Here is a 13585-nt window from a genome sequence, read left to right as displayed (position 1 = left end):
GCGGTCAGGGGGTGGGGTCGGTGGGGGTGTGGTGGGTGGTGTGGGGGGTGTGGGTGGTGCCGCGCAGGTGGGCCACCAGACGCATGCCGTGGTAGACGGCGAGGGCGGCGGCAGTGCCCAGGGCGATGCCGTTGAACGAGAGGTCGCCGGCGGTGAGGGTGTAGTTGGCCGCGCCGACGATCACCGCGACGGCGGCGGTCATCAGGTTCACCGGGTCGTGGAAGTCGACCCGGTTCTCGATCCAGATCCGCGCGCCGAGGATGGCGATCAGGCCGTAGAGGGCGGTGGTGGCGCCGCCGAGCACACCGGCCGGCACGGTGAGGATCAGCGCGCCGAACTTCGGGCTCAGCCCCAGCAGCACCGCCGTGAGGCCGGCCACCCAGTACGCGGCGGTGGAGTAGACCCGGGTGGCCGCCATCACGCCGATGTTCTCGGCGTATGTGGTGGTGCCGGACCCGCCGCCGGAGCCGGCGAGCACCGTGGCCAGCCCGTCGCCCATGAACGCGCGACCCATGTCCCGGTCCAGGTTGCGGCCGGTCATCGCGGCTACCGCCTTGACGTGCCCGGCGTTCTCGGCGACCAGCACCAGGATCACCGGGATGACCAGCACGACCGCGCGCAGGCTGAAGCTCGGCGCGTGGAACTCGGGTAGGCCGACCCAGGCGGCGTCGCGCAGTCCGTCGACCGCCTTCGGGTCCAGGTCGCCGAGCGCGGCGGCGAGTGCCCAGCCGACCGCCACCCCCAGCAGGATGGACAGCCGGGCCAGGAAGCCCTTGAAGGCCACCGTGGCGAGCAGGATCGCGGCCAGCGTCACCACCGCGATCAGCGGCTGCGCCTTCACGCCGGTGCCGCTCCCGTCGCCGTCCCAGGCGACCGGGGCGAGGTTCAGGCCGATCAGCGCGACGATCGCGCCGGTCACCACGGGTGGCATCAGCGCGTCGATCCAACGCGACCCGGCGAGCTGGACGACCAGCCCGACGACGGCCAGGGCGACGCCGGCGACCACGATGCCGCCGAGCGCCGGGCCGATGTCGCCGCCGGCCTTCGCCGCCAGCACCGGCGCGATGAAGGCGAAGGACGAGCCGAGGTACGAGGGCAGCCGGTTGCCGGTGATCAGCAGGAAGAGCAGGGTGCCGAGCCCGGAGAAGAAGAGCGTGGTGGCCGGCGGGAAGCCGGTGATGAGCGGCACCGTGAAGGTGGCGCCGAACATCGCCACGACGTGCTGCACGCCGATGCCGAGGGTTCGCGGCCAGGAGAGGCGTTCGCCGGGGTGGACCACGTCGCCAGGGCGGACGGACCGGCCGTCGCCGTGGATCGACCACGCGGACCATCGGGAGCGAGGCTCGGTGGAGGACTGGGTCATGGCAGGCCCTTCGCGTCGTCAAGAGATGACGGGGGCGCAGGTGAAACCCAGGAGTCGTTTCTAGCAGAGGCCCGGCCCGGCCCGGCCGGTGGCCCGGGTGGATGTGACCACGTCCGCTGTCAGGCGACGCCGACGGGGCGGAACTGGACGCTGACCCGGGGCCCGACAGAACGGGTGGTCTTGGGTATGGCGTGCTCCCAGGTGCGTTGACAGGAGCCGCCCATCACCACGAGGTCGCCGTGGCCGAGGGGGAAGCGCAGGCTTTCGCCGCCGCCGCGAGGCCGTAGCAGCAGCGAGCGGGGCGAGCCGAACGAGACGATGGCGATGATGGTGTCGGTGTGCGCGGAGCGACCCTGGGTGTCACCGTGCCAGGCGACGCTGTCCCGGCCGGAGCGGTAGAGGCACATGCCGGCGGTGACGAAGGGCTCGCCGAGCTCGGGGGCGTAGTGCCGGGTGAGGGCGGTGCGCGCCTCGGTGAGCAGCGGGTGTGGCAGCGGGCGGTGCCCGGCATACCAGCAGAGCAGCCGGGGCACGTCGACCTCGGCGTCGTACATCGTGCGGCGTTCGGCCCGCCAGGGCACGTCCCGCAGCAGGACGTCGAAGACCTGGTCGGAGCCGGTGACCCAGCCGGGGAGATGGTCGACCCACGCGCCGTGGGTGAGCGGGTGCCGGCGCAGCCCGCCGGCCAGCGGGCCGAGTGACGGTTCGGCGGCGGTGAGGTCGAGCATCGACGGCTGGTAGGCGGCCCCGGTCATCCGCCCAGCGTACCGGCTGGTTTGGCACAGGTGTGCGACCCGTGGCCGTGGTGGAGTGGCCCGGGTGCCGGAGCGCCGGCACCCGGCGTCAGTAGGTGATGAAGCCGTACAGGGCCAGGTGGTTGGACCTGGTGCCACTCACCGTGTGGTCGACCGGCGACGGCTGCACGCCGCCCTTGATGAAGAGATAGTCGATCTTGCTGGATCCGCTGGTCGCCGCCGACCCGTAGCCGGTCATGCCGAAGCCGCTCAACGTGCTCGGCGCGATGCCCGTGCGGTTGGCGTCGATCCCGACGATCCGGATGGTCGAGGCGTTCATCAGGCTGGTGGCGTCCGCTCCGAGGTGGATTCCGGTGTCGGCGATGCCGGTGTAGCCGTCGCCCGCGCACGCGTTCTGCCGGTTCTCCTGAGGCAGGTGCATGGTGGCGGCGAAGACGGTGGTGCCGGTCGCCTTGATGGTGAACCGGGCCGCGATGGCGCTCGTACGCTTCCACTTGTGGTAGTCGGTGGTGTCGGGGTCGCTGTTCGGCGGCTTGTACAGGGTGCACCCGGCGCCGCCCTGGTAGCTGGTGCCCGGCTTCAGCCAGCCGGCGCTCCAGTACTTCGAGATGTCACCGGCAGCGAGGCTGAGCGTCTGCTTGTTCCAGATGATCCCGTTGGTCTGCTTCTTCTTCAGGTCACCGAGCTCCTGCGAGCTGCACTTGTGCGTGCTGCCCCACGGCTCCGGGTCGCTCCAGGCCACGACCGCTCCGTAGGTGCCCGCCGGGTAGCCGAACTTCGCCGAGAGCTGGTCGGCGTACGCCTCGGCCTGTCCGGTGCCGCGAACCTGCTGCACGATGAGGATGTCGGGCGCCAGCACGCCGGCGGTGCCCGCCCGGCCGCTGTCGTCCACCAGCATCGAGGTCAGGTGCTCCGGCCCGGAGATCCGGGTGCACGTGCCGCCGGCGTTGTTCACCACCAGGTTCTCGATGTTGTTGTTGTAGACCCGCAGGACCCGGTCCTGCGCCGTGGCCGACGTGTCGCCCTTTTCGGCGGCCAGCGCCGATGCCTGCGGGCCCGGGACCGCGGTGAGTGCGACGAGCGCGAGTGCCGCCAGCAGTTGTGCTGACCGATTCCTCCGACGCAAGGGATGCTCCAATCAGGACCGACTCGGCGGGCGGGCCCGCCCGGTGCCAGATGTCGGACTCTACAGCGATCAGCATGCTTCGATGACCCCGTGCGGTCGGGAGCGGACGCTGGCGGGGTGGTGGCCCGATCCTGAGCGGCGCCGGGACGCCGGACGTTCAGCGGTTCCCGGCTCGCCTGCGGGCTGCCCTGATCCGACGTCCGGCGGCGTGGCCCTCACGGGCGGTACGTACGAGCTCGCCCCGTTCGCCGGGTAAGGTGCCCGGCGGGACGGTCCCGACCGGGGGCCGCCGAGGGCCGAGTGCCGACCGGCCGAGGAGGAGACGCACGTGCTGGTGACCCTGCGGACCGTCGGGATCCCGGAATGACGGGCACCCCGACCCCCGCGCCGGCCGTCCGGCTGGCGTCGCCGGCCAGTCGCCTGCCGTCGCTGACCGGGCTGCGCTGGGTCGCTGCCCTGCTCGTCTTCGGTTTCCATGCCGGGACGATGGGCATCATCGCCGAGCCCGGCCACCAGGCGGTGATGGACTGGTTCTTCACCCTCGGTCTCTCCGGCGTGCAGTTCTTCTTCATCCTCAGCGGCTTCGTGCTGGTCTGGTCGGCCCGACCCACCGACACTCGTCGGGCGTTCTGGCGTCGCCGGGTGGCCAAGATCTGGCCGAGCCACGTGGTGCTGTGGGCGGCGGCCCTGGCGGTCGCTGCCTGGTTCGCCGACCCCGTGGGTCGGGGCGTCGCGCTGGAGAACCTGTTCCTGCTCCAGGCCTGGGACCCGCGACCGGGCTACTTCTACAGCATCAACACGGTCAGCTGGTCGCTGTCCTGCGAGTTCTTCTTCTACCTCTGCCTGCCGCTGGCACTGCCGTTCATCCGCCGGGCCCGGCCGTGGGCGCTGTGGGCCGTCGTGGTCGCGGTGCCGCTGCTGATCCTGGCGCTCTGGCCGGCCCAGGCACTGGTGCCGGAGGAGAGCCGCTGGTGGTTCACCCAGGTCTTCCCGCCGGTGCGGTCGCTGGAGTTCTGGATGGGTGTGGCCGCCGCCGAGCTGATGCGGCGCGGCCGGTGGCGGGGGCCGGGCCTGCCGGTGGCCAGCCTGGTCTTCGTGGCCACATGGGTGGTCGCCGCGCAGTGGGTCCGCGCCGAACTGTGGGCGGCGCTGCTCTCGATGGCGTACATCCTGGTCATCGCCGCGGCTGCGGACGCGGACGTGCGCGGGCGGCGCTCGCCGTGGCGGTCCCGGCCGATGATCTGGCTCGGCGAGGTCTCTTTCGCCTTCTACCTGGTGCACGTCCTGGTGATGATCACTGTGCTGCGGCTCACCGGCGACTGGGGCGCCGGCTTCACCGGCTGGTGGGGGGTGGCGGTGGTGCTCGGTTTCCTGCTGGTCAACCTGGCCCTGGCCGGGCTGTTGCACCGCTTCGTCGAGACGCCGATGATGCGGCTGCTCACCCCGCGCCGGACGGCCCGGGCGACGCCGCAGGGCGCGGACGCCGCCGGGGAGCGGCCCGGCGCCCCGGGGCCGGCGGCGGGGGAGCGTGGCAACGTCGTGCCGCGCCCCCGCCCCGCCGACCCGCAGGCCGACCACCGACCGACGTACGTCGACTCGCGCTGACGGCCCGGACCCCGCTCCATCCTGACCGAACTCCGACCAACCGGGCTTCCCGCGCAGCCCTCGGTGCCCGCCGCGTCGCGTTCCCTCCACCCGCTGGCACCCTGCCCGGGGCAAGCCAACCCCGCCCCTGCCGCCCCTCACCGCGCCCCCGCCGCCCCGCCCAGACTCCGCGATCTTGCACTTTCCGCCCCGACAAAAAAAGACATCTGCCGTACTCCAGGGGCCCAAAGTGCAAGATCGCGGGGCGGCGGGGCGGCGGGGCGCGCGGCAGGGGCGCGGGCAGGGGCGGCAGGGGCGCGGCGGGGTGGCGGGCGGGGGTGTGGGCTGGTGGTTTTGGTGATGCCGGTCACGGTGGCGGGGAAACGGTCATTCCGGCATGGTGGGCCGATTCTCGTCGGGGGTTCGGCGCCGATGTCCGCCACTCGTCCCGTTGTTGCCCCGAAGCGCCTCTGAGAACGGCTGTCCCATTGAGTCACGTCAGTGCTCGGGTGCCCGCAAAAATTGTTTCCTGATCAAGGTTTAAGCAGGTGGGACGGGGTTGGCAGGGGTGTGGAACGGCCAGTAGTGTCGGCGCGTCCGGTGCGGTAACCGATCGCAAGAGGCGACGCCGCGCCGACCCGCCTAATCGTGAACGACGAACCGGGGACCCAGTGCTTGTGGGGTGAATCCGTGGGCCGCAGGCCCGTGGTAGGGCGTTCTTCCCGCCCGAATCCGTCAGCTAACCCGGTCGGCGGTGTCGGAAGGAGTTTCATCCTCGTGCAGCACCCACCCACCTCTCGGTTGTTCCGCCGTCTCCACGGCACCGCGGTGCCCGCGCTCGTACGCCCGCAGGCCACGAGCTGATCCACCGGTCACCGTCCGTCGCCCGGCATCCCGGGCGCATCCCCTGAGTGGTCCACCACCCGTCCGGACTGCCGTCCGCGCGGTCGGTCCGCCCTGCCTTCGGTGCGGACCGACGGCCGCTCACCCCCGAGCCCGTGGAGGAAACTGTGAAGCACCACCTCAAGCGACAGCTACGTCGTCTCGCGTCCGAGCGTCCCTACCAGTTGGCCGCCGCGTCTGCCGCTGCGCTCGTGCTGGCGTCGGGCACCGGCGCACTGCTGGCCGGAGCCGACGAGGCCCCCGCCGCCGCGCAGGCCCCGGTGGCCGCGACCGAGCTGCGGGACGACACCGCCGCCTCGCGCAGCCAGGCCCGGGTCGCGACCGCCCCGTCCAGCGCCGCCCCGGCCGCGTCCAGCGCCGCCCCGTCGGCCAGCGCCACCAGCGCCGCCCCGGATCCGGACCTGACCCGTAAGCCGGAGGCGCCGAAGCCGCCGGCGGCCAAGACCCTGAAGTACGACTACCAGGCCCAGACCACCTTCTACAACTGCGGTCCGGCCGCCGTCCGGAACGCCCTCAGCGCCGCCGGCATCGCGCGCAGCCAGGATGCCCTCGGCGCCCAGCTGGGCACCGACGAGATGGGCACCGACTCGGCCGAGGACACCACCCGCGTGCTGAACGCGACGGTGAAGGGTGACCCGTACCGGACCCGGATGATCCCGGGCGGTTCCGCCACCCCGGCCCAGATGGATCGGCTCCAGGCCGACGTGGTCGCGGCCATCACCGACGCGCGGGGCGTCGTGGTGAACGTGGCCGGCAGCGCCACGGACACCGACGGCGGCTGGCACTCGTTCCCCGGCGGCCACTACGTCGCTGTCGTGGGCTACCAGGACGAGGGGAAGCTGGTGAAGATCGCCGACTCGGCGAACCCGGCGACCGCGTCGTACTGGATGAGCACCATCGCCCTGGCGAACTGGGCCGCCACCCGCGGCTACTCCGCCTGACCGACATCGACACCGTCGGGCGTCGGCTCCCCACCCCGGGGGCCGGCGCCCGATGTCGTGTCCGGGTCACGGCCCTCGCCGGTGCCGCCCCGTGGTGGCACACTGCGCCCATGGTCGACGAATCGGGTGACCGGGACGACCGGCGGGTGCTTCTCCTGCTGCACGGCATGGGCGCGACCGGCGACGTGTGGCTGCCCTGGGCGCCGCTGCTGGAGCGTCGGTGGTCGGGGCGGTGGCTGGCGCCAGACCTCGCCGGCCACGGCTGGTCGCCGCCACTGCTGGCGTACTCGTTCCCGGAGCTGGCCGCGCGGATCGGCACGGGGCTCGCGGCGGGGGGCCGGTTCGTCGTGCTGGGGCACTCCCTCGGCGGGGTGGTCGGGCTGGCGCTGGCTGCCCGCAGCGCCGGGTTGCCGGTCGACGCCGTGGTCGGAATCGGCATCAAGGCGGTCTGGTCCCCGGCGGAGCTGGCCAAGGCGGGCGAGTTGGCCGCCCGGCCGGTGACCTGGTTCGCCAGCCGGGACGAGGCGGCCCGCCGCTACCTGCGGGTGGCCGGCCTGACGGGGCTCTTCGCCCCGGAGGATCCCGTCGTGGAGGCCGGGCTGCGGCAGGTCGACGGCCGCTGGCGGCTGGCGATGGACCCGGCCGGGTTCGGCGTGGGCGAGCCGGACCTGCCCGCCCTGCTGGCGGCGACCGACGTGCCGGTGCTGCTGGCCCGCGGCGAGCACGACCCCATGGTCACCGACGCGCAGCTCAAGGAATTGGGCGTGCCGGTCGCCACCCTGCCCGGCCTGGGGCACAACGCCCACGTCGAGGACCCCGAGGCGGTCCTGGAGCTCGTCGAACCGTACCGCTGAACCAGGTTCCCCCGCCCACCCGACCTCGCGTGCGGCCGGGCCGGACGGGGGCAGGCCGCACGTCGGGCTCAGGGCGTGGGGGAGAGCGCGGCGGGGTTCGGCCCGCCGGCCGTCCGGGGCGCGGGCACCGGACGACCGGCGTCGAGCTCGTGGCGGGCGGCGCCCAGGAACCCCTCGGCGTACGAGTCGGCCGGGAAGTCGCCCAGGTAGCGGCTCCGGGTGGCCCACCGGGTCTCGGCCAGCGGATCGCTGTCGAGCAACCGCTCCAGCACCTCGTCCACGTTCGACATGTCCCGGCGCAGGACGTAGCCCGACCCGGCGAGCGGGAACTGCTCGGGGAACCGGTCGCCGGAGTCCACCATGTCGGTCACCGCGTACGGCTTGCCCGAGAAGAGGTAGTCGGAGATCACCCCGGAGACGTCGGAGACCAGCGCGTCGGAGCGGTTCACGCACTCGGTCAGGGTCAGCTCGCGGCTGGCGGCGGCACCGAAAACGTGCCGCCGGCCGGTACGGGACCGGTCCGCGGCGAGCAGTTCGGTCAACCGGCCCAACTGCCGGGCCGAGGCCGGGTTCTGCGAGGTGTACGGGTGGGCCCGCAGGATCACCGTGGCGCCCCGGTCGAGCAGCCGGCGCAGCAGCGCCTCGGCCACCGGCAGGGAGCAGTAGTTGGCGTCCGCGTTGTGCCCGGTCCAGGTCGGCGTGTAGAGCACGGTCGGGTTGGCCCGGGCGGGCACCTGCCCCGGGCGTACCTCGATCGACTCGACCTGGGGGCGGCCGACGATGACGAACTTCTCCGCCGGGATGTCCACCCCGGCGCGGGCGTACCGGTCGATCGCCGCCCGGCCGGCGACGAAGATCCGGTCGAAGATCGCCGAGACGGGGTTGGCGCTGGGGGCCTTGTCGCTGTCGCCGTGGTGCAGCTGGACGTGGGTCAGCTGGGTGAACCGGATGCAGTGGCTGTTCTTGGCGCCGTGGTTGACGTAGAACGCCACCCGCAGGCTCGGCACCAGTGCCTCGTCCATCGCCTTCGTGGTGGGGCAGTAGACCACCGGCGCGCTGGTGGCCGCCGCGACGGCGGGCAGGAAGTCCGGCTCGCGCAGCATCACCAGGAACGGCCGGCCGATCCGTTCCAGGTACGGCAACCACATGGTGACCTGGTATTCCGAGCCGGGCGGCGCGGAGAAGTGGAGCAGGAACTCGGGCTGGTGCCGGCGCAGCGCGCGGGAGACCGCCGAGCCGCCGGCCGACGGCCGGAACCGCCGTCGCGCCAGGTCCAGCGCGACCGCGCCGGCGGCGGCGCCGACCAGCAGGACGGCCGCGAGGGCGACGCCGGCCGGCAGGGTTGCCACGGCGGCCACCGCCACCACGGCGAGCAGCACCGACAGCGCGTCGCCCAGCCGCGCGGCGACCAGCGGGGTCCAGGACCGCACCGGCAGATTGGCCGTCCGGACCTCCAGGTTGGCGGCCTCGCGCACCGGACCCGCGAGCAGGACCAGCCCCAGCAGCACCAGCGCGGTGGCGGCCAACACGGGGTCGAATCCGGCGTCGAGCCGCCGGGCGTACCCGACCAGGACCCCCGCCGCGACCAGGACGGTCTCGGCGACGTTGTCGGCGCCGGGGCGGACGCGGCGCTCCCAGCCGGCCGCGGCGAGGGCGGCCACCGCGAGGCCCAGGCCCCAGCCGGTCGCCCCGGTCAGCGCGAGGACGAGGAAGGCCGACACGGCCAGGCCCGTGGCCAGGCCCCGGGCGGCCAGCTTCCGGACGAGGTCACCACGCATGCTGTTCCGCTCCCGCCGCTGCCGTGCCGGTGCCGTCGGCCGGGCCGCCGGGCTGCGCGGGGACCACCGCCGCGCGCACCTCCCGCGCCGGGTCGTCGGCGGACCGGCGTACGTCGATCACCTGGCCGGTGAGGTCGGACAACAACACGTCCAGGGACGCCTGCGCCACCGCCTCCGCCGACAGCAGGGTGCCCGCCGGTTCCTCCCCGAAGGCACGGGTACGCATGGGTGTCGCGGTCCGTTCGGGGTTGACGCAGTTGACCCGTACGCCGAATTCGCCCCACTCGTCGGCCAGCGCCTGCGTCAGGTTGACCAGGCCCGCCTTGGTCGCCGAGTAGAGGGCGTACCGGGCCCGGCCCCGGGTGTAGGAGCTGGACGTGTAGAGCAGGAGGTGCCCACGGGTCTGCTGGAGGTACGGCAGGGCCCGCCGGGCGACGGTCACCGGGCCGACGACGTTGACCCGGATCAGCCGGTCGATGGTCTCCTCGTCCATCTCGGCGAGGGCGCCCTTCTCCAGGATTCCGGCGGTGACCACCACGTGGTCGATCCGGCCGGTCGCCTCGTAGGCGGTGCGCAGCGCCGCCTCGACGTCCTCGGCGCGTTCCACGTGGGTGCCGGTGGCCGACCGGCTCACCGGGAAGACCCGGGCGCCGAAGCGGGTGGCCAGCTCGGCCAGCTCGTGGCCGATGCCGTAGCTGCCGCCGAAGACCACGATCGTCCGGCCGGCCAGTTCCTCGGTGTAGCCGCGGTGGTCGGCCAGCTGGTGCGACTGCGCGGCGGCGAGCTGGAAGAGCTTGTCCGCGAGGTGCACGTCGACCGGATGGGTCACCTTGATGTTCTCGTCGGCGCCGTCGATCACCTTGATCGGGGTGCCGGGCAGGTAGCGCAGCACCACGCCGCAGTCGTCCGTGGCGGCGAAGTCCGGGTCGCCCTCGGCCCGCCGGTACGCCTCCCGGATGGTGCCGGAGCGGAACGCCTGCGGGGTCTGTCCCCGTCGCAGCCGGGAGCGCACCGGAATGCCGGTGATGCAGTCGTCCGCGTCGACCTCGATGATCGTGTCGGCCGACGGGATGGCCACGTCGACGGCGGCGTACGTCCACAGCGCGTTGACGCACTCGCGCACGATCCGGCCGCTGACCAGCGGGCGGACCGCGTCGTGGAAGAGGATGTTGCAGTCGGCGGGACCGATCGTGTCGAGGGCGAGACGGGTGGTGGCGTTGCGGCTCTCGCCGCCCTCGACGACCTTGGTGACCTTGCGGAAGCCGGCCTGCTCGACGATCCGTTCGGCGTCGGCGACGTGACCGGCGGCCATCAGCACGATGATCTCGTCGATCTCCGGGGCGGCCTCGAAGACCGCGAGGGTGTGCTCGATGATCGGCTTGCCGGCGATCTTGAGGAGCTGCTTGGGGATGCCCAGGCCGAGCCGGGTGCCGGTGCCGCCGGCCAGGATCACCGCCACGGTCCGGGAGGGTCGCCACGAATCCGGAGCGGCGTCCGCCACCGTCGTCGGTTGCTGTGTCATGCGGGGCCTCACTGGTGTCACGAGCGGTGCCGTCGAACCTTGTCGACGCCGCCCGCGGAAGGGCGTTCGGCAGGTGCCGTCGGGCGGTGCGGCAACGGCCGGGCGCTCGATCGTACGACCTTAGCGCCCGGCCGAACCGGAGCTCTCGGAACCGGACACCCCACCCGTGTCGGGATGTCCGGCCCGGCTACTTGGCGGTGTACTCCTCGTACTGCGCGACCACGTCGCTGGTCGGTCCGTCCGCCCGGATCACTCCCGACTCCAGCCAGATGGTCCGCTCGCAGGTCTCCCGGATCGTGCCGATCTGGTGGCTGACCAGGAAGACCGTGCCCGCGCCCTCGCGCAGTTCGCGGACCCGCTGCTCGCTGCGCCGGCGGAACTTCCGGTCGCCGGTGGCCAGCGCCTCGTCGATCAGCAGCACGTCGTGGTTCTTCGCCGAGGAGATGGCGAAGCGCAGCCGTGCCGACATGCCGGAGGAGTACGTCCGCATCGGCAGCGAGGCGAAGTCGCCCCGCTCGTTGATCCCGGAGAACTCGATGATCTCGGGCGTCCGCCGGCGCACCTCCTCCGGGGACAGGCCCATGGCCAGCAGGCCCAGGGTCACGTTCCGCTCGCCGGGGAGGTCGTTGAGCAGGGCGGCGTTGACACCGAGCAGGGACGGCTGCCCCTGGGCGTAGACGGCGCCCTTGTTGACCGGCAGCAGGCCGGCGATCGTCCGCAGCAGGGTGGACTTGCCCGAGCCGTTGCTGCCGATGAGGCCGATCGCCTCGCCGCGGTAGGCGGTGAAGGTGACGCCCTTGACCGCGTGGATCTCCCGCACGGTGGGGGCGGGCACCCGGGTGACCAGGCGCCGTAGCGCGCCGACCGGGGTGTTGCCGCCGCCTCCGCCGCCGTGCACCCGGTAGATCACGTGCGCGTCGTCGACGACGACGGTGGGGATGCGCCGCCCGTCGGGGGTGGTGGTCGCGGAGCGGTTGAGGGTGCTGGTGTCAGCCACGGCCGTACTCCTGTTCGCCGCGCCAGAAGTAGACGAAGCCGCCGACGCCGATCACGACGGCCCAGATGGCCGCCATGGCCCAGAGCTGGGGTGCCGACGAGGTGAGCGGGACGTCTTCCATCAGCGCGTGCCGGATGAGTTCGATGTAGATCAGCAGGGGGTTCGCGTGCACGATCTCGACCAGCACCGGACTGGGCAGGTTCTCGGCGAACTTGTCGATGCTGTAGAGCACGCCGGAGCCGTACATCCAGGTGCGCAGGACGAACGGCATGAGCTGCCTGAGGTCGGTGAGCTTGGCGCCCAGCCGCGCCATCCCCAGCGCCAGCCCGGCGTTGAAGATCGACTGGAGGGCCACCGCGGGTATCAGCAGCAGCCACTCGACGGTGATCGGCTCGCCGGTGGCCAGCACGATGCCGATCAGCACCACCATGGCGGTGACCAGGTGCTGGAGCTGGGTCAGCGTGACCGCCAGCGGCAGGGCGGCCCGGGGGAAGTGCAGTGCCCGGACCAGACCCAGGTTGCCGCTGATGGCCTGAACGCCGCCGGAGGCCGCAGCCGAGGTGAAGTTGAAGACGAAGAGGCCGACACAGAGGTACGCGATGAAGTTGTCGATGCCACCCTTGGTGTTCAGGATCACACCGAAGATGAAGAAGTAGACGGCCGCGTTGGTGAGCGGTGTCAGTACCTGCCAGAGCCGCCCCAGCCGGGCTGTGCTGAAGGACGCCACGACCTTGGCGTTCGCGTACGCCGCGATGAAGTGTCGATAGGACCACAGCTGCCGCGCGTAGGCGGCCAGAGTGGGCCTTGCCCCGGCGAAGCTCAGGCCGTACCGCTCGGCGAGTTGCGCCTGCGTCAGTCCTGAGTCGGGGTCGGCCACCGCCGTGTGGGCCATGGGTAGGCGCTCCGATCTTTCGGTGTGCGGGATGAGCGCGACAACGGACGAAGGAGCGGAACCGGTCGCTCCGCCCGATCGCTGGACGCAAGGTAGTGCATGGTTACGTCAGGACGCAACCGTTCCGTCGCTGCGCTACATTGTTCCACGTGACAACCGAGAAGAGGCGCGCTCCGGCTGGCGCGGCGGTGCTGCGAGACGACATCACCACCGCCATCCGGGATGCCGTCATGCACGAGCTCGCCGTCGTCGGCTACGCACGGTTGTCGATCGAGGCGGTGGCCCGGCGGGCCGGTGTCAGCAAGGCCGCCGTCTACCGTCGGTGGAGTTCGAAGCTGGATCTGGTCCTGGAGATCGTCGGGTCGGTCGCCGGTCAGCGCCTCCAGCTTCCGGACACCGGCAGCCTCACCGGTGACCTCGAACTCGTATTCATGATCATGTCACGCGCGCTGCGCCACAAGTTGGCGTCCCAGATCATCCCGGACCTGCTGGCCGAGGCCGCCCGTAACCCGAAGATCGGGCAGACCCTCCAGCAGGCCCTGCACACCTACCAGCAGGCGATGGGGGAGCGGCTGATCAGCCGCGCGGTGGCGCGCGGCGAACTGGCCGCCGGCCTCGACCACCGGGTCGCCACGGACCTGATCGTCGGCCCGCTGTACTGGCGGCTCGCGGTCGCCCGGGTGCCCCTGGAACCCGCCGACGTGCCCCGCCTCGTAGCGGCCGTCGTCGGCGCCCTCCGGGCCGCCTGTGAGCTGCCCCGCCCACCCCAGGACGAGGTGGCGTTGGTCCCCCAGCCGTAGTGACGGTTGTCCCGCACCGTTCGACCCGTACCGCCCGTCCCATCTGATTTCGTACCGGTTAGCATCGCGA

Annotated in this window: 11 protein-coding genes and 1 riboswitch; of the genes, 4 read left to right on the top strand and 7 right to left on the bottom strand. The window is 72.3% G+C overall.

From position 1 onward, the window contains the following. Positions 1 to 4: 4 nt before the first annotated feature. The 3 genes from GA0070608_RS31245 to GA0070608_RS31235 all read right to left on the bottom strand — a co-directional run bounded on the left by GA0070608_RS31245 (position 5) and on the right by GA0070608_RS31235 (position 3244). Positions 5 to 1363, bottom strand: a complete 1359-nt coding sequence (locus GA0070608_RS31245) for a uracil-xanthine permease family protein (protein WP_091633727.1) — start codon at positions 1361 to 1363, stop codon at positions 5 to 7. Between the two features lie 119 nt (positions 1364 to 1482). Further along, complete coding sequence (locus tag GA0070608_RS31240; RefSeq protein ID WP_091633723.1) at positions 1483 to 2118, bottom strand: alpha-ketoglutarate-dependent dioxygenase AlkB; 636 nt, start codon at positions 2116 to 2118, stop codon at positions 1483 to 1485. 88 nt (positions 2119 to 2206) lie between these two features. Next, on the bottom strand, positions 2207 to 3244 hold the full coding sequence (locus tag GA0070608_RS31235; RefSeq protein ID WP_218107613.1) for a hypothetical protein: 1038 nt from the start codon (positions 3242 to 3244) through the stop codon (positions 2207 to 2209). Positions 3245 to 3607: 363 nt separating this feature from the next. Here GA0070608_RS31235 and GA0070608_RS31230 point away from each other — a divergent pair, with 363 nt between their 5' ends. From GA0070608_RS31230 to GA0070608_RS31220, 3 genes are all read left to right on the top strand, one after another. Next, entirely contained in the window at positions 3608 to 4849 is a 1242-nt protein-coding gene (locus tag GA0070608_RS31230; protein ID WP_091633716.1) for an acyltransferase family protein, read from the top strand. A 608-nt stretch (positions 4850 to 5457) separates the two neighbouring features. Next, positions 5458 to 5597, top strand: a riboswitch (cyclic di-AMP (ydaO/yuaA leader). 229 nt (positions 5598 to 5826) lie between these two features. Beyond that, on the top strand, positions 5827 to 6672 hold the full coding sequence (locus GA0070608_RS31225; RefSeq protein ID WP_091636672.1) for a C39 family peptidase: 846 nt from the start codon (positions 5827 to 5829) through the stop codon (positions 6670 to 6672). Positions 6673 to 6782: 110 nt separating this feature from the next. Further along, complete coding sequence (locus GA0070608_RS31220) at positions 6783 to 7526, top strand: alpha/beta fold hydrolase (RefSeq protein ID WP_091633712.1); 744 nt, start codon at positions 6783 to 6785, stop codon at positions 7524 to 7526. 68 nt (positions 7527 to 7594) lie between these two features. Here the strand turns inward: GA0070608_RS31220 and GA0070608_RS31215 are convergent, their stop codons facing one another. The 4 genes from GA0070608_RS31215 to GA0070608_RS31200 all read right to left on the bottom strand — a co-directional run bounded on the left by GA0070608_RS31215 (position 7595) and on the right by GA0070608_RS31200 (position 12715). Beyond that, entirely contained in the window at positions 7595 to 9304 is a 1710-nt protein-coding gene (locus GA0070608_RS31215; protein ID WP_091633707.1) for a CDP-glycerol glycerophosphotransferase family protein, read from the bottom strand. Continuing rightward, positions 9294 to 10826, bottom strand: a complete 1533-nt coding sequence (locus GA0070608_RS31210; RefSeq protein ID WP_091633703.1) for a bifunctional cytidylyltransferase/SDR family oxidoreductase — start codon at positions 10824 to 10826, stop codon at positions 9294 to 9296. The genes GA0070608_RS31215 and GA0070608_RS31210 overlap by 11 nt, the downstream gene beginning before the upstream one ends. A 187-nt stretch (positions 10827 to 11013) precedes the next feature. Beyond that, complete coding sequence (locus tag GA0070608_RS31205) at positions 11014 to 11823, bottom strand: ABC transporter ATP-binding protein (RefSeq protein WP_091633698.1); 810 nt, start codon at positions 11821 to 11823, stop codon at positions 11014 to 11016. Beyond that, a complete protein-coding gene (locus GA0070608_RS31200; RefSeq protein ID WP_091633694.1) occupies positions 11816 to 12715 on the bottom strand; it encodes an ABC transporter permease in 900 nt (299 codons plus the stop codon). Before GA0070608_RS31200 ends, GA0070608_RS31205 begins: the two co-directional genes overlap by 8 nt. A gap of 149 nt (positions 12716 to 12864) precedes the next feature. Between GA0070608_RS31200 and GA0070608_RS31195 the strand changes: the two genes are divergently transcribed. Further along, positions 12865 to 13515, top strand: a complete 651-nt coding sequence (locus GA0070608_RS31195; RefSeq protein WP_091633691.1) for a TetR/AcrR family transcriptional regulator — start codon at positions 12865 to 12867, stop codon at positions 13513 to 13515. The last annotated feature ends 70 nt before the right edge of the window (positions 13516 to 13585 follow it).

Source organism: Micromonospora peucetia, assembly GCF_900091625.1.
GTDB classification, from domain to species: Bacteria; Actinomycetota; Actinomycetes; order Mycobacteriales; family Micromonosporaceae; genus Micromonospora; species Micromonospora peucetia.
Note: the sequence above shows the minus strand (reverse complement) of the source record. Positions and strands in the feature narration are given on the sequence as shown.

Coding starts and splice junctions, on each gene's coding strand:
- GA0070608_RS31245 (WP_091633727.1), bottom strand. CDS start 1,363: ATGACCCAGTCCTCCACCGAGCCTCGCTCCCGATGGTCCGCGTGGTCG.
- GA0070608_RS31240 (WP_091633723.1), bottom strand. CDS start 2,118: ATGACCGGGGCCGCCTACCAGCCGTCGATGCTCGACCTCACCGCCGCC.
- GA0070608_RS31230 (WP_091633716.1), top strand. CDS start 3,608: ATGACGGGCACCCCGACCCCCGCGCCGGCCGTCCGGCTGGCGTCGCCG.
- GA0070608_RS31220 (WP_091633712.1), top strand. CDS start 6,783: ATGGTCGACGAATCGGGTGACCGGGACGACCGGCGGGTGCTTCTCCTG.
- GA0070608_RS31215 (WP_091633707.1), bottom strand. CDS start 9,304: ATGCGTGGTGACCTCGTCCGGAAGCTGGCCGCCCGGGGCCTGGCCACG.
- GA0070608_RS31210 (WP_091633703.1), bottom strand. CDS start 10,826: ATGACACAGCAACCGACGACGGTGGCGGACGCCGCTCCGGATTCGTGG.
- GA0070608_RS31200 (WP_091633694.1), bottom strand. CDS start 12,715: ATGGCCCACACGGCGGTGGCCGACCCCGACTCAGGACTGACGCAGGCG.